We start from the raw sequence: 14585 nt of genomic DNA, 5'->3' as shown, positions 1-14585 counted from the left end.
GCTCCTTTTATAAGTAAGTATCACAATCATAACTGAAAATTCTCGCCGGACTGGAAAATTGACAAATTTGTGCCATTCCTGAGCAATTACGTGGTAGTGATTAGGTGATGACCGCCGCCTTATGGCAAAATAGCGGGATACAAGCCAACAGGCGACGACACCGCAGGCGTCAGCATAATCTGGAGAAATACATGCAGCTTAAACGTGTGGCAGAAGCCAAACTGCCAACCCCATTGGGTGACTTTCTGATGGTGGGATTTGAAGAACTGGCAACCGGACACGACCATGCCGCGCTGGTTTTTGGCGATATTTCAGGTAAAACGCCGGTCTTGGCTCGCGTTCATTCCGAATGTCTTACCGGGGACGCGCTTTTTAGTCTGCGCTGTGATTGTGGTTTTCAACTGGAAGCCGCGCTGACGCATATTGCGGAAGAAGGACGCGGTATTCTGATTTACCACCGTCAGGAAGGCCGCAATATCGGCCTGCTTAATAAAATTCGCGCTTATGCGTTACAGGATCAAGGCTATGACACGGTGGAGGCCAATCATCAGCTCGGCTTTGCCGCCGATGAGCGTGATTTCACCCTGTGCGCGGATATGTTCAAATTACTGGGCGTGGATGAAGTTCGCCTGCTGACCAATAATCCGAAGAAAGTCGAAATACTGACCGAGGCGGGAATTAATATTGTGGAACGCGTTCCGCTCATTGTGGGTCGTAATCCAAATAATGAGCATTATCTCGATACTAAAGCGGCCAAAATGGGCCACCTGCTAAGCAAGTAAGCCACTGGTATTAAAGCGCGGGCCTGCCTGTTTACGGCAGGCCCGATAAACGGCTTTAGTTCAGCATATTTCTAATGACATAGTGCAATATGCCGTCATTCTGGTAGTAAGTCAGCTCGGTGGCGGTATCAATTCGACAGCGACAAGGCACCGTTTCTTTGCTGCCGTCCGATCTCGTTAACGTCACCGGAATGGTCGCGCCAGGGCGCAGGTTTTGCAGATCCGCGATATCAATCACCTCTTCCCCGGTCAGTCCCAGCGTTTTACGCGTTACGCCCTGTGGAAACTCCAGCGGCAGGATCCCCATCCCAATCAGGTTTGAGCGGTGGATACGTTCGAACGACTCGGCGATCACCACGCGAATACCTAACAGCCGCGGACCTTTTGCCGCCCAGTCACGGCTCGATCCCGACCCATACTCTTTCCCGGCAATCACCGCCAGCGGCGTTTTTTCCTGCTGGTAGAGCATCGCGGCATCATAAATCGACATCGCTTCCGTACCCGGCAAATGCCGCGTCATCCCACCTTCGACGCCGGGCAGCATTTCGTTGCGAATACGAATATTGGCGAACGTACCGCGCATCATCACTTCATGGTTGCCGCGCCGTGATCCATAAGAGTTAAAATCCTTCCGCTCAACGCCGTGGTTTTGCAGATAGCGTCCAGCGGGACTGTCCGGCTTGATACTGCCGGCCGGAGAAATATGGTCGGTCGTTACCGAATCCCCCAGCATCGCCAGGATACGCGCGCCGTGGATATCTTTGACTGGCGCAGGCTGGGCCTGCATTTCATCAAAGAAAGGCGACAGGCGAATATAGGTTGAATCCGACTGCCAGCCGTAGGTATCGGACGATTCAACCTGAATCGATTTCCATTCTTCCGTGCCCTCAAACACTTCCGCATACTCTTTACGGAACATATCCGATGATACCAGTTCAACGGCGCGGGCAATTTCCTGCGCTGAAGGCCAGATATCCTTCAGGTATACCGGATCGCCTTTACGATCATACCCCAGCGGGTCTGTCGCGAGGTTAATATTCATGTTTCCGGCCAGCGCATACGCGACCACCAGCGGCGGCGACGCCAGCCAGTTCGTTTTCACCAACGGATGGATACGCCCTTCAAAATTTCGGTTACCGGAAAGTACGGCCCCTACCGTCAGATCGCCTTTTTTAATCGCGGTCTCAATAGGCTCAGGCAACGGACCAGAGTTCCCGATACAGGTCGTACAGCCATAACCGACCAGGTTAAAACCGAGTTCATCCAGATAAGGCGTAAGTTTGGCCTGCGCCAGATAGTCAGATACCACTTTTGACCCCGGCGCCAGAGAAGCCTTGACCCACGGTTGACGCTTCAACCCCAGCGTTACTGCTTTTTTCGCCAGTAATCCCGCCGCCATCAGCACGCTGGGATTCGAGGTATTCGTGCAGGAGGTGATGGCGGCAATGACGACAGCGCCATCCGGAAGCTGATATGGCTGTCCGTTCATCGTATAGTCAACCGGCTGGCGATCTTTTTGCGCGGTATTCAGCTCCAGCTCGGCGCTGGCGGCAAAGGCTTTCGGCACATCGCCTAACGCTACGCGATCCTGCGGGCGTTTCGGCCCGGCCAGACTGGCCTCGACATCGCCCATATCCAGTTCCAGAGTACTGGTAAATACCGGTTCGTCTCCGGGATTGCGCCACATTCCCTGCGCCTTCGCGTAGGCTTCAACCAGCTCGACCAGATCGTCGCTACGCCCGCTTAATCGCATATATTCCAGGGTGATGGCGTCAATGGGGAAAAAACCACAGGTGGCGCCATATTCCGGCGACATATTAGCGATGGTCGCGCGATCCGCCAACGGCAGCGAATCCAGACCATCACCATAAAATTCAACAAATTTACCCACGACGCCATGCTTACGCAGCATTTGCGTGACGGTGAGCACCAGGTCAGTGGCGGTGATCCCCTCCCGAAGTTTACCGGTTAACTTAAAGCCGACGACATCCGGGATAAGCATCGACACGGGCTGACCAAGCATCGCCGCTTCCGCTTCGATACCGCCCACGCCCCACCCCAATACGCCCAGACCATTAATCATGGTCGTATGGGAGTCAGTCCCCACCAGCGAGTCCGGGTAAGCAATCCACTCCCCGTCCTGTAATTCGCTCCAGACGGCTTTACCCAGGTATTCCAGGTTAACCTGATGGCAAATGCCGGTTCCGGGCGGCACCACGCTGAAACGGCTGAATGCCTGCTTTCCCCATTTCAGGAACATATAACGCTCATGGTTACGTTCCATTTCCAGCCGCACGTTTTCTTCAAACGCATCGTCATCGCCGAAATGATCGACCGTCACAGAGTGGTCAATAACCAGATCAACCGGCGATAACGGGTTCACTTTCGACGTATCGCCGCCGAGGCGTTTAACGGCTTCACGCATCGCCGCCAGGTCGACAACGGCAGGCACGCCGGTAAAGTCCTGCATCAGGACACGGGCGGGCCGCCAGGCAATTTCACGATCGGCATGGGCATTTTTAAGCCAACCGGCCAGCGCCTGAATATCTTCATCAGTCACAGACTCGCCGTCCTGCCAGCGCAACAGGTTTTCCAGTAACACTTTAAGTGATTTGGGCAAACGGGCGATATCGCCCAGGGATTTGGCAGCCAGCGGCAGACTGTAGTAATGATACGTTTTATCTTTGGCCTGCAATGTATCCTTACTGGCTTCTCGTAGGGTTGACGACATAGCTCCTCCTTAAATGACAGGGTTGCGTTACCCTGATTCTCCACAGGGTTGTATTAAAGATAACACAAACAAAATGTAACGTTTTGATAACAACCCAAATTGCTAAAAGAGGAGAAACCTAACAGGCGAGGAGCGAAGATGAAAAAGCCCGATAAATAACGCATTATCGGGCTTTGACGAGATTAGACGGCAATCCAGATTAACTCGGCCCAGAACAGTAGCGATAATATAAACGCGCCAGTCCATGACCAATACTTTATATTTGACGTTAACATAGGCGACACCAACTGTGTTTAATCAATACTGAGAGGCGCTCAGCACACGGTTGCTGCGGTGTAATAAGACAGCGTTAATAAAACAATAACGCCAATAAAAAGACGGATATTATTTTTGTGACACCTCATCAGCAAAAGCATCAATAAATGCCCGCTGCTGCGGTGTGAGCGTCCAGTGTTGCGGAACAGACCGAAAAACGGTCGTATCCGGGGGGTTATCATCGTCACAAGATTGAATCGGGGGCGCGATCACGCGCTCGCGTTCCGACGTAATGCTCACTTAGCCCCACCAATGCCAGATAACAAGCGCTACCACTACCCAGAACAGCGCAGAACCCACAAAAACCGCCAGCCATGCTTTACGTTTGAGCTCAGGGTCGCGGCGCGGTTCCTGGTTTTCAGAAGGCATTACTAACCTCATGCTATCGGTATCACTTATCATTTCAGCACCAAACAATCGGTACAATTAATCACCAGATGAGACAAATCCTAAATAAACTTTAGTCAAAAATCCAGTCAATTTACGAATCGTTGCCAGTGAATAAATCAATCTTTTGACTCAAGATAACTATTTGGAAAAAGAAACTGGCGGGACGGGTAATTCAACACTATTTTGCTGATCATTACCCGTAATACTTCGAGGGATATTGCAAAAGGCGGCTTTGTCTGCCATGCCACTACGACACAAACCGACGGTGATATTACTTTTCAGGCAGCTTTATATCCTGAAACATCGCTTCAATTTCTTCATTAGAACGCAAAGCCACCGCCGTATCCACCACATCACGCGTCAAATGCGGCGCAAAACGCTGGATAAAATCATACATATAGCTGCGTAAAAAAGTACTACGGCGAAAACCAATTTTTGTGGTGCTGTGGCTAAAAATATCGTGCGCGTCAATCCGCACTAAATCAGGATCGGCAAGCGGATCGACCGCCATGCTGGCAATGACGCCAACGCCCAGCCCCAACCTGACATAGGTTTTAATCACATCCGCATCGGTTGCAGTAAAGACGATCCGCGGCGTTAATCCTGCGCGATTAAAAGCGGTATCCAGTTCGGAACGCCCGGTAAAGCCGAAGGTATACGTCACCAGAGGATACTGCGCCAGCGCTTCAATCGTTACGGAAGACGTTGCCGCCAATGGATGATCCGGCGTCACCACTATCGAACGGTTCCAGTGATAGCATGGCAACATCACCAGATCGTCATATAAATGCAGCGCTTCCGTGGCAATCGCGAAATCGGCGTTCCCTTTCGATACCGCTTCCGCAATCTGCGTTGGCGACCCCTGGTGCATGTGCAGCGAAACGCGCGGGTAACGCTCGATGAAGCCTTTAATCACGCCTGGCAATGCGTAACGCGCCTGAGTATGGGTAGTGGCAATATAGAGCGAGCCTTTATCCGGCCAGGTGTGCTCGCCGGCGACCGACTTAATGGCATCGACTTTGGAAAGCACCTCACGCGCAATACGAATAATCTCCTGACCTGCGGGCGTCACCTGAGTCAGATGCTTACCGCTGCGGGCGAAAATCTGGATGCCAAGCTCATCTTCCAGCATCCTAACCTGCTTGCTGATCCCCGGCTGGGAAGTATACAACCCCTCAGCGGTAGAGGAGACGTTAAGGTTATGATTAACCACTTCAACAATGTAACGAAGCTGCTGCAATTTCATAATACATCATCCAAATTAGCGCCATCAGGCCATCGTTTATCTGCAGACTTAATCTGGCTGCTAATACGATTTAATAATAAAAAAGGTGTTAACTATAACCACTATATCATTTATATCTGAACTGTATAGCCAGCGCGATAAAATAATAAGCCCGCTATACTCAAAATAATTCGAGTTGCTTAAAGGCGACAAGGGAGTGAGTTCCCAGGAGCATAGATAACCAGGTGACTGGGGTGAGCGACAAATCTGCCGGGAGCAGATTTGAACGTCGCGTGCGACGGCCCGTCATGGCGAGGCCCATGGATGGGCCGAGTAATCCGTAGCCAACACATAAGCCACTTGAAATATGAAGGGGATATAAAAAAGGGCCGCTTACGCGGCCCGCTTGACTATAGTGGCGACAGGCAGGGGTTATTTCTTGCCTTCAACCCACTTGCCGTCGACGAAGAACGCTGACCATCCCGTCGCCTTCCCGTCTTTTTCCGCCGCAACGTACTGCTGTTTTGTTTTGCGGCTAAAGCGAACCACGGTTTTATTACCTTCCGGATCCTGCTGCGGCGCATCCGCCAGATACCGCAGTTTTTCCGGCAGGCGATCGCGGAACCGGTAAAGCTCCTCGACTAATGGCGCGCGCGTTTCGCGTGATTTCGGGAACGTATTGGCCGCCAGGAATATCCCTGCGGCGCCATCGCGCAGCACAAAGTACGCGTCCGATTTTTCACACGGCAGTTCCGGCAATGGAACAGGATCTTCCTTCGGCGGCGCAACTTCGCCGTTACGCAAGATCTTACGGGTATTTTTACATTCGTCGTTAGTACAGGCCATGTACTTACCAAAACGCCCCATTTTCAGGTGCATTTCGGAACCACATTTCTCACACTCAACGATCGGGCCGTCATACCCTTTGATGCGAAACTCGCCTTCTTCAATCTCGTAGCCGTCACAGGTCGGGTTATTACCACACACATGCAATTTACGCTTCGGATCGATCAGATAGCTGTCCATCGCCGTACCGCACTTCTGGCAGCGACGCTTGGCGCGCAGGGCGTTGGTTTCGGCGTCGTCGCCTTCCAGCACGTTCAGAACTTCATTTTCCGGCACCAGGTTAATGGTCGTTTTACAACGCTCTTTCGGCGAAAGCGCATAACCTGAACATCCAAGGAAAACCCCCGTACTGGCAGTACGAATTCCCATTTTACGGCCACAGGTTGGACAGTCGATGCTGGTCAGCACCATCTGGTTAGGACGCATCCCCCCTTCTTCCGGATCTTTCTCGGCTTTATCGAGCTGCTGAGTAAAATCGCTGAAGAAGTTATCCAGTACCGCTTTCCACTCGGCCTGGTGATTTGCAACCTGATCCAGACTATCTTCCATCTGCGCGGTAAAATCGTAGTTCATCAATTCGCGGAAGTTTTCTTCCAGCCGATCGGTGACGATTTCACCCATTTTTTCCGCATAGAAACGACGGTTTTCAACGCGAACATAGCCGCGATCCTGAATGGTCGAGATAATCGACGCATAGGTAGACGGACGACCAATACCGCGCTTCTCAAGCTCTTTAACCAGAGAAGCCTCGCTAAAACGGGCTGGCGGTTTAGTAAAGTGCTGAGCAGGCGTCAATTCAAGTAGCGTCAGCGCATCGCCCTTATTCACGGCAGGCAATGTGCGATCTTCATCGCCTTTACGCAGCGCCGGCATCACTTTTGTCCAGCCGTCAAAGCGCAAAATACGCCCACGCGCTTTCAGACGGAATTCGCCAGCGCCAACGGTAAGCGTAGTGGAGTCATATTGTGCTGGCGTCATCTGACAGGCGACAAACTGACGCCAAATTAGCTGATACAACTTCTGCGCGTCAGCCTCCATGTCTTTCAGCGACTCCGCCATGACAGCAACATCGGAAGGACGGATCGCTTCGTGCGCTTCCTGAGAGTTTTCTTTGCTGGCGTACTGGTTCGGGTTATCCGGCAGGTATTTCTTGCCGAAATTATCGCCAATATAACCGCGCACCATGTTGACCGCATCCTGACTCAGATTGGTGGAGTCTGTACGCATATAGGTGATGTAGCCCGCCTCATACAGACGCTGCGCCATCATCATGGTTTTCTTCACGCCAAAGCCCAGCCGGGTGCTGGCCGCCTGTTGTAGCGTGGAGGTGATAAACGGCGCGCCAGGTTTGCTGCTGGTCGGTTTGTCTTCACGCTCCAGTACGCTATAGCGCGCTTTTTCCAGCAAGCTGACGGCGGCAAGCGTCTGCTCGCGATTTACCGGCCGGAATGGCTTGTCGTTCTGATGCGTGACCTGTAGCGGTAGCGCCTCGCCAGACGGCGTCGTCGTATTAGCGTCAATTTCCCAGAACTCTTCCGGAACAAACGCTTTAATCTCGCGCTCGCGCTCAACGACCAGACGGACCGCGACAGACTGAACGCGACCTGCCGACAAACCACGGGCGATCTTTTTCCACAGCAGCGGCGAGACCATATAGCCTACCACGCGGTCCATAAAGCGGCGCGCTTGCTGGGCGTTGACCCTGTTAATGTTCAGCTCGCCCGGCTGTTCAAACGCCTGGCGAATGGCATTTTTGGTTATTTCGTTAAAGACTACGCGACTGTAGCGCGCGTCATCGCCGCCGATCACTTCCCGCAGGTGCCATGCAATGGCTTCCCCTTCGCGGTCAAGGTCGGTTGCGAGATAGATGTGGTCGGCTTTTTCCGCCAACTGTTTCAGTTCAGAGACGACCTTCTCTTTACCGGGCAGCACTTCATAGTGCGCATCCCAGTTGTGCCACGGATCAACCCCCATACGGTTGACGAGAGCGCCACGTTCATCCTTTTTGGGCTTTTTAGCCGTTTTGGTGGAGGTAGAGTCGGCGCTCTTTTTAGCTGCTGAGCCACTGGTCGGCAAATCACGGATATGACCCACGCTGGATTTCACCACGTAGTCATTACCCAGATACTTGTTGATCGTTTTGGCTTTTGCCGGGGACTCAACGATGACAAGAGCTTTACCCATATTCACCTTTACCTAAGTTGATTCTTCCAGGAATGCGTCGCACGTTGATTCACCTTCCACTGGCGACGAGACAACGATATATGGTCTCTGCGTCTGCGGATATCAACCCCTTGTACTGGCTTTGTGTACGAAATGTAACCCTCAGGTGACTGAGTTAACAGGCTTTTTTGCACACACGCGCTATAGCACGACGGAATTTTGGTCGAATGTCAAGCAATTCTGTTGCCAGATTGACGAAAGCGTCACACTGTACCTGATAAAATTCGATACGCAACTTTATTAGCATGCAAAAACAAATCTTGCCAGTGAACGCAACATGACAAATCCATCAATTTCCTGTGAGAATATTTGCCCATCAGAAGTGCTCAGCGTAGACTAATCTCCTTGTTTAAGGAGTAAAAAATGCATAAAGAGACGCAACCTATCGATCGCGAAACACTGTTGCTTGAAGCCAACAAAATTATTCGGGAACATGAAGACACGATGGCAGGTATTGTCGCCACCGGCGTAACGCAGAGAAATGGCGTGCTGGTTTTCAGCGGCGATTACTTTTTAGACGAGCAAGGGTTACCGACCCCTAAAAGCACCGCGGTGTTTAACATGTTTAAACACCTGGCGCATGTGCTGTCTGAGAAGTATCACCTGGTTGATTAATCCATGCCGGATGGCGCTGAATGCCATCCGGCAATAGCGGTTTACATCAACGGCTTTTGTCCACGCTGCCACCAGCGCAGCAGCAGCCGATCCGCGCTTTCCGCCGCGCTGCCGGTAACACGATCGATCAGTTTTTTACGCTGCATATAGCGCACATTCAGCACCTCACGCCCTTCCATCAGGCCGAGGATAACCTCATCGCTGGTGTTAATCTCATCAACCAGTCCTTTCTCCAGCGCCCGCTGACCGTACCAGTGTTCGCCCGTGGCGACCTGTTCAATGTCCAGAGCCGGACGCATCCGCTGCACAAACTCTTTGAACAGATGGTGCGTTTCGTTGAGATCTTCACGAAACTTCTGCCGCCCTTCTTCCGTATTCTCGCCTAACAATGTCAGGGTACGTTTGTACTGCCCTGCGGTATGCAGTTCAATATCAATGTCTTTACTTTTGAGAAAGCGATTAAAGTTCGGAATTTGCGCGACAACACCAATTGACCCCACAATAGCGAACGGCGCCGCAATAATTTTTTCCGCCACGCAGGCCATCATGTAGCCTCCGCTTGCCGCGACTTTATCCACCGTCACGGTCAGCGGAATATTTTTATCGCGCAGGCGCTGCAATTGCGATGCCGCCAGGCCATAGCCGTGCACAACGCCACCGGGGCTTTCCAGACGCACAACCGCCCGATCGCCGGGTTTCGCCACTGCCAGCACCGCCGTGACCTCTTCGCGTAACGCATTAACTTCGTGAGCATCCATACTGCCTTTGAAATCTATCACCCATACGCGCGGTTTGTCCGATGTCGCAATGTCCCCCAGCTTCGCTTTTGCTTTGGCGGCTTTCGCCTCCTGCTTATGCTTTTTTTTCTGCGCTTTATGCCACAGTTTTTGCTGATGGCCATCCATCAACGCCGCAGCAAGGTCATCCTTCATCTCCTGATACTGCTCGCTCAAATTGGTCACGCGCAGCTCACCGCGCTGACGTTTGCGTTGCGTAGCATTCACGATCAGCAGCACAATGACGGCAATGGCCACCACAACGGTGACGATTTTTGCCAAAAATAAGCCATATTCAGACAACAATTCCACGACTCCCACCTTGATTAAATAACGCGACTTGCGCTCAGTGTACAACAGGCATCGAAGTCAGTCTCTCTTCATCCGTATGCCTGTTGAGGAAGAAAAAGTATGACAAGACGTTCATTTTACGGCGTTATCGCCCCTGTCTGATTGAAAAAAAAGGCGCTTTCAGGCATAAACCCGAAAAGTTAACGCGAAGATAAGACAACCTGGCAGGACGGTGCACCACGCCGTTGAGGAGTAGCCATGCATTACCAACCGAAACAAGATCTATTGCAAAACCGCATTATTCTGGTCACTGGCGCCAGCGATGGCATTGGGCGGGAAGCCGCGCTCACGTATGCGCGTTACGGCGCAACGGTGATTCTGCTGGGACGTAACGAAGAGAAACTGCGTCGGGTCGCGCAGCACATTGCTGACGAGCAACATGTTCAACCACAGTGGTTTACGCTTGATCTACTGACCTGCACCGCTGAAGAGTGCCGGCAAGTGGCCGACCGCATCGCCGCGCACTATCCCCGCCTGGATGGCGTCCTGCACAATGCCGGGTTACTGGGGGAAATCGGTCCAATGAGCGAACAAGATCCGCAGATCTGGCAGGATGTCATGCAGGTAAACGTTAATGCCACCTTTATGCTCACCCAGGCGCTGTTACCGTTATTGCTGAAGTCCGATGCCGGCTCGCTGGTCTTTACGTCATCAAGCGTTGGCCGTCAGGGACGCGCCAACTGGGGCGCCTATGCCACCTCGAAGTTTGCTACTGAAGGAATGATGCAGGTGCTGGCGGACGAATACCAGAACCGTTCTCTGCGTGTTAACTGCATTAACCCGGGCGGCACGCGCACCAGTATGCGCGCCAGCGCCTTTCCGACGGAAGATCCACAGAAATTAAAAACGCCTGCCGATATTATGCCGCTTTACCTGTGGCTTATGGGCGACGACAGTCGCCGTAAAACCGGTATGACCTTTGACGCCCAACCGGGCCGTAAACCAGGAATCGCCCAATGAGTGATGAACGTTATCAGCAGCGCCAGCAGAAGGTAAAAGATCGGGTTGACGCCCGTGTCGCCCAGGCACAGGAAGAGCGCGGTATTATTATCGTGTTTACTGGCAATGGTAAGGGCAAAACCACGGCGGCTTTCGGAACTGCCGCCCGCGCCGTAGGACACGGTAAAAGCGTAGGCGTGGTGCAATTTATTAAAGGCACCTGGCCCAACGGCGAGCGTAATCTGCTGGAACCGCATGGCGTCGAATTTCAGGTGATGGCAACGGGATTTACCTGGGAGACGCAAAATCGCGAGGCAGACACCGCAGCATGTATGGCCGTTTGGCAGCATGGGAAACGAATGCTGGCCGATCCGCTGCTTGATATGGTGGTCCTGGATGAGCTGACCTATATGGTGGCGTATGACTATTTGCCGCTGGAAGAGGTCATAAGCGCGCTAAACGCGCGCCCTGGTCACCAGACGGTGATTATTACAGGTCGCGGCTGTCACCGGGATATTCTTGATCTTGCGGATACCGTCAGCGAACTGCGTCCGGTTAAACATGCTTTCGACGCGGGCGTAAAAGCCCAGATGGGAATTGATTATTAACCGTAGGCCGGATTAAGGCGTTTGCGCCGCCATCCGGCACAAACCCTCTTGTCTGATGATTCTCGGCCTATAGACTGCGGTAGAGATTACCCGTTGTTATTACGCCCACCGGAGCGGCGTCCGCCAGCTATCTGGCTGTGGCGTTTTACCGCCCGACGGATCTGGTTCGCTTTCATACGACGACGGTCTTTTTCGACGGCAACCTTCGACGAGGTTTCCGGCGGGAGCTCTACCAGACCACGCAGATAGTTCGTTTGCGCGAGGTCGAGCTCAGTCCAGCCGCCGCGCGGCAGGCCTTTCGGCAGCGGGATATCGCCGTAACGAACGCGGATCAGACGGCTGACCTGAACGCCTACCGCTTCCCACAGTCGGCGAACTTCGCGGTTGCGCCCTTCCGTCAGCGTCACGTTATACCACTGGTTAATGCCTTCGCCGCCGCTGAATTTAATGGTCTTAAATGCCGCCGGACCATCTTCCAACTGTACGCCACGGCTTAAATCACGCAGTTTCGATTCATCCACCTGACCGAACACGCGCACGGCATATTCACGTTCAACTTCACGACTAGGGTGCATCAGGCGGTTCGCCAGTTCACCGTCGGTGGTAAATAACAATAGCCCGCAGGTGTTGACATCCAGACGTCCTACCGCAATCCACCGCGCGCCGCGCAGTTTCGGTAAGCGATCAAAAACGGTTGGTCGCCCTTCAGGGTCATTGCGGGTACACAGTTCACCTTCTGGTTTGTAATAGGCCAGAACGCGGCAAATTTGTTCCGCCGACTCTTTCACCGAAATCAGGTGACCGTCGATACGGATTTTCAAACCGGGAGTGACTTCAACACGATCGCCAAGCGTGGCGATTTTACCGTCAACGCTGACACGTCCCGCTTCAATAATGGATTCGATTTCACGGCGAGAGCCGTGGCCAGCGCGCGCCAGCACTTTTTGTAACTTTTCGCTCATAGAGCTTCCTTCAGGTGTCGCCTTCACAGGCGTCGAACAGGAGAATGAACGGCGCGTTGCCGCGCCATTTTAAGGCCGCGTAGTATACAGGCTTACGCCCTTATAAGAAAGGTGTAACGTCGCCGACGCCTTCGCGCAGCACCACCGGGGAGTCATTGGTCAAATCGATTACCGTGGTAGGCTGTTGACCGAGGTAACCGCCGTGGATGATCAGATCCACCTGCTTCTCCAGCCGATCTTTAATCTCCTCCGGGTCCGACTCGGTAAAGTCGCTGCCAGGCAGCATCAACGACGTCGAGAGCATCGGTTCGCCCAGCGTATCCAATAACGCCAGCGCAATCGGGTTTGACGGTACGCGCAGGCCGATAGTTTTACGCTTTTCCTGCAACAGACGGCGCGGCACCTCTTTTGTTCCCTTCAGGATAAAGGTGTAGTTACCCGGCGTATTGTTTTTCATCAGACGAAACGCCACGTTGTCGACGTAGGAGTAGGTCGACAACTCGGACAAATCGCGGCACATCAGCGTGAAGTTGTGGCCGTCCGGCAGATGACGGATGCGGCAAATGCGCTCCATTGCGCCTTTGTCTTCAATTTTACAACCAAGGGCATAGCCGGAATCGGTTGGATAAACAATAACACCGCCTTTACGCACAATGTCGACGGCCTGATTAATTAGCCGTTGCTGTGGGTTATCCGGATGGATATAAAAAAACTGGCTCATACTTCCCTCACTGTGATATTTGCGGCTGTTCCCATGTCTGCCATACGCCTTCAACGCCAGCGGGCAGCCAGAGTTTACGCCCCAACTCAATCCACGGGCAGGGCTGATGGAAATCAGATCCAAGCGATGCCCATAAATGATGCTGACGCGCAAGCGTCGCCAGTTGGGTGCGTTCATTGGGCGATTGTTGGCACTGCGCCACTTCCATCGCGTCGCCGTGATGGTCGGCAAAATGCGCCACTAATCTTTTCAGCCACTTAGCGCTAAGATCGTAGCGTCCCGGATGGGCCAACACCGCCTTACCGCCAGAATGATGAATGACATCAATAGCTTGTTCTATTGTACACCACTGCGGCGGAACGTAACCGGTTTTCCCACGCGCGAGATATTTTTTAAAAACATCCGCCATGGTCGCGGCTTTGCCGCACTCCACCAGAAAGCGGGCGAAGTGGCCGCGCGTCACCGCTCCGCCATTGGCCAGTCTCAATGCCCCTTCCCACGCGCCGGGAATATGAGCTTTTTCCAGACGCTCCGCAATGAGCCGACCGCGTGCCTGACGCCGCTGTGTCTGCTGCGCCAGAAAATCGCGCATTGCCGGGTGCGCAATATCAATATTCAGACCCACAATGTGAATCTCATGATTCTCCCAGACCGTTGAAATCTCCACGCCGGGAATAAGATTCAGGGCCAGCCCGGAACGTGAAATTTCTTCTCTTGCCGCAGGAATCGCGGCTGTGGTGTCATGATCGGTAATCGCCAGCGTGCCGACTCGCATCTCTACCGCACGGTGTACTAATGTTTCTGGCGTCAACAGTCCATCGGACGCCGTGGTATGACTGTGCAGATCGTAAATCACTGCGTAATTCGTGTCGCTCAAGGCGGCTCCCATAGAGATAAAGGTATGTCATGTACATCATAACGGTTCCGGCAAATATACTGAAATAGGTGTTGACATTATTCCATCGAACTAGTTAACTAGTACGAAAGTTCACATGAAGAGGGTATCTAAAATGGCAGCGACATTTGCATTACACGGTTGGTGGCGCACTTCCTGATAGCGGGCGGTGTATGAACAGCTGTAATCAGCCAAACGATACCCGG

At 52.8% G+C, this 14585-nt stretch carries 14 protein-coding genes and 1 other annotated feature (1 of these 15 running past the window's edge); of the genes, 5 read left to right on the top strand and 9 right to left on the bottom strand.

The genetic code is table 11. The features are described 5' to 3' along the window. Positions 1–191: 191 nt before the first annotated feature. Entirely contained in the window at positions 192–782 is a 591-nt protein-coding gene (gene ribA / locus K8W53_RS10770; protein ID WP_001176284.1) for a GTP cyclohydrolase II, read from the top strand. A 55-nt stretch (positions 783–837) separates the two neighbouring features. Here ribA and acnA read toward each other — a convergent pair whose 3' ends face one another. The 5 genes from acnA to topA form a co-directional block, all read right to left on the bottom strand. Beyond that, positions 838–3513 carry an aconitate hydratase AcnA gene (acnA, locus tag K8W53_RS10765; RefSeq protein ID WP_000099464.1) on the bottom strand — a complete coding sequence of 892 codons (2676 nt, stop codon included), beginning with the start codon at positions 3511–3513 and terminating at the stop codon, positions 838–840. Positions 3514–3695: 182 nt separating this feature from the next. After that, complete coding sequence (ymiC, locus tag K8W53_RS10760; RefSeq protein WP_223148964.1) at positions 3696–3788, bottom strand: small membrane protein YmiC; 93 nt, start codon at positions 3786–3788, stop codon at positions 3696–3698. A 280-nt stretch (positions 3789–4068) separates the two neighbouring features. After that, entirely contained in the window at positions 4069–4209 is a 141-nt protein-coding gene (locus tag K8W53_RS10755) for a YmiA family putative membrane protein (protein ID WP_213083417.1), read from the bottom strand. Between the two features lie 280 nt (positions 4210–4489). Further along, positions 4490–5464, bottom strand: a complete 975-nt coding sequence (gene cysB, locus K8W53_RS10750) for an HTH-type transcriptional regulator CysB (RefSeq protein WP_000776233.1) — start codon at positions 5462–5464, stop codon at positions 4490–4492. Positions 5465–5875: 411 nt separating this feature from the next. Next, on the bottom strand, positions 5876–8473 hold the full coding sequence (gene topA, locus K8W53_RS10745; protein ID WP_000513593.1) for a type I DNA topoisomerase: 2598 nt from the start codon (positions 8471–8473) through the stop codon (positions 5876–5878). Between the two features lie 402 nt (positions 8474–8875). Between topA and K8W53_RS10740 the strand changes: the two genes are divergently transcribed. After that, entirely contained in the window at positions 8876–9127 is a 252-nt protein-coding gene (locus tag K8W53_RS10740; protein WP_000548616.1) for a YciN family protein, read from the top strand. A gap of 41 nt (positions 9128–9168) precedes the next feature. Here the strand turns inward: K8W53_RS10740 and sohB are convergent, their stop codons facing one another. Beyond that, complete coding sequence (gene sohB, locus K8W53_RS10735) at positions 9169–10215, bottom strand: protease SohB (protein WP_023223894.1); 1047 nt, start codon at positions 10213–10215, stop codon at positions 9169–9171. A 237-nt stretch (positions 10216–10452) separates the two neighbouring features. Between sohB and K8W53_RS10730 the strand changes: the two genes are divergently transcribed. Together K8W53_RS10730 and cobO are read left to right on the top strand one after the other, a co-directional pair. After that, on the top strand, positions 10453–11214 hold the full coding sequence (locus K8W53_RS10730; RefSeq protein ID WP_000559310.1) for a YciK family oxidoreductase: 762 nt from the start codon (positions 10453–10455) through the stop codon (positions 11212–11214). Further along, positions 11211–11801, top strand: a complete 591-nt coding sequence (gene cobO / locus K8W53_RS10725; protein ID WP_001278865.1) for a cob(I)yrinic acid a,c-diamide adenosyltransferase — start codon at positions 11211–11213, stop codon at positions 11799–11801. Before K8W53_RS10730 ends, cobO begins: the two co-directional genes overlap by 4 nt. Before the next feature lie 86 nt (positions 11802–11887). Here cobO and rluB read toward each other — a convergent pair whose 3' ends face one another. The 3 genes from rluB to rnm form a co-directional block, all read right to left on the bottom strand. Further along, positions 11888–12763 (bottom strand): 23S rRNA pseudouridine(2605) synthase RluB, encoded by an 876-nt coding sequence (gene rluB / locus K8W53_RS10720; RefSeq protein ID WP_001291233.1) that lies wholly within the window; start codon positions 12761–12763, stop codon positions 11888–11890. A 100-nt stretch (positions 12764–12863) separates the two neighbouring features. Continuing rightward, positions 12864–13484, bottom strand: coding sequence for an L-threonylcarbamoyladenylate synthase (locus K8W53_RS10715; RefSeq protein WP_000077250.1), 621 nt, complete (start codon positions 13482–13484; stop codon positions 12864–12866). 7 nt (positions 13485–13491) lie between these two features. Next, positions 13492–14373 (bottom strand): RNase RNM, encoded by an 882-nt coding sequence (rnm, locus tag K8W53_RS10710; RefSeq protein ID WP_000500448.1) that lies wholly within the window; start codon positions 14371–14373, stop codon positions 13492–13494. A gap of 121 nt (positions 14374–14494) precedes the next feature. Here rnm and trpL point away from each other — a divergent pair, with 121 nt between their 5' ends. Continuing rightward, a complete protein-coding gene (trpL, locus tag K8W53_RS10705; protein ID WP_010989026.1) occupies positions 14495–14539 on the top strand; it encodes a trp operon leader peptide in 45 nt (14 codons plus the stop codon). Continuing rightward, positions 14516–14585 (top strand) — a sequence feature (Trp leader region); it runs 26 nt beyond the window's last position. It overlaps the preceding gene by 24 nt.

The sequence above is a fragment of the Salmonella sp. A29-2 genome, assembly GCF_020150755.1.
Classification (GTDB): domain Bacteria; phylum Pseudomonadota; class Gammaproteobacteria; order Enterobacterales; family Enterobacteriaceae; genus Salmonella; species Salmonella enterica.
The sequence above is the reverse complement of the archived record's forward strand: the minus strand, read 5'-3'. Positions and strand labels throughout refer to the sequence as shown.

Excerpts from the sequence above, each read along its gene's own strand:
- K8W53_RS10715 (WP_000077250.1), bottom strand. The coding sequence starts at position 13,484 with ATGAGCCAGTTTTTTTATATCCATCCGGATAACCCACAGCAACGGCTA.
- K8W53_RS10730 (WP_000559310.1), top strand. The coding sequence starts at position 10,453 with ATGCATTACCAACCGAAACAAGATCTATTGCAAAACCGCATTATTCTG.
- acnA (WP_000099464.1), bottom strand. The coding sequence starts at position 3,513 with ATGTCGTCAACCCTACGAGAAGCCAGTAAGGATACATTGCAGGCCAAA.
- rnm (WP_000500448.1), bottom strand. The coding sequence starts at position 14,373 with ATGGGAGCCGCCTTGAGCGACACGAATTACGCAGTGATTTACGATCTG.
- ribA (WP_001176284.1), top strand. The coding sequence starts at position 192 with ATGCAGCTTAAACGTGTGGCAGAAGCCAAACTGCCAACCCCATTGGGT.
- topA (WP_000513593.1), bottom strand. The coding sequence starts at position 8,473 with ATGGGTAAAGCTCTTGTCATCGTTGAGTCCCCGGCAAAAGCCAAAACG.
- rluB (WP_001291233.1), bottom strand. The coding sequence starts at position 12,763 with ATGAGCGAAAAGTTACAAAAAGTGCTGGCGCGCGCTGGCCACGGCTCT.
- cysB (WP_000776233.1), bottom strand. The coding sequence starts at position 5,464 with ATGAAATTGCAGCAGCTTCGTTACATTGTTGAAGTGGTTAATCATAAC.
- K8W53_RS10740 (WP_000548616.1), top strand. The coding sequence starts at position 8,876 with ATGCATAAAGAGACGCAACCTATCGATCGCGAAACACTGTTGCTTGAA.
- K8W53_RS10755 (WP_213083417.1), bottom strand. The coding sequence starts at position 4,209 with ATGAGGTTAGTAATGCCTTCTGAAAACCAGGAACCGCGCCGCGACCCT.
- cobO (WP_001278865.1), top strand. The coding sequence starts at position 11,211 with ATGAGTGATGAACGTTATCAGCAGCGCCAGCAGAAGGTAAAAGATCGG.
- ymiC (WP_223148964.1), bottom strand. The coding sequence starts at position 3,788 with ATGTTAACGTCAAATATAAAGTATTGGTCATGGACTGGCGCGTTTATA.